The sequence below is a fragment of the Mesorhizobium sp. PL10 genome (assembly GCF_053714315.1).
Genome location: NZ_JBSKBR010000199.1, coordinates 1 through 476, shown reverse-complemented (window position 1 = coordinate 476; position 476 = coordinate 1). Strand labels below are relative to the sequence as shown.

General features: G+C 60.3%; 1 protein-coding gene. It reads right to left on the bottom strand.

Annotated elements, in window-relative coordinates:
- On the bottom strand, positions 1-310 hold a 310-nt coding region (locus ACWGTO_RS33845; protein WP_454579000.1), incomplete at its 3' end, for a hypothetical protein.
- Positions 311-476 lie beyond the last annotated feature (166 nt).

Below are 476 nucleotides of genomic sequence, written 5' to 3'. Positions count from 1 at the left end.
TCGTTGTGGCGCTCCCATGCAGAACTTGGCCCATAGCGCATCCTTTGATTCGGAAGATAAGTAAGGATGCCCCATCAAAGCCTGGGATCAGACAGCTAGGTTGACGGGTTGGCGCAGGGCTCGCCCAAAGCAGCGGACCGCGTTCGATTATCTTCCTGCTCGGATCATTGCCCTGGCAATCGCCACTTCGGCCTCGACCTTGGCGGTTTCTTTCTGCGCCATGTTGTCGGCCACACAGAAGTCGCCGCAGCAATAAAACCGGTTCATTGGCATCGATGCTTTCCACCTGGCTCGGGTCGACGTCGAACATGGTCCTCTCGGCAGCGCTATAGAAGTCGGAAGGCGACTAAATGCTGGACGGCGTGAGCGCAGGCCGTTCGGGCGCCGGTGGCGCCCTTCAGGGTGTCGGTGAACTAGCTAGCCCGCTTGATGCACGGCGGTGAGCTTTCGACGGCCTGAGGCGGCGCTCTGGTCGC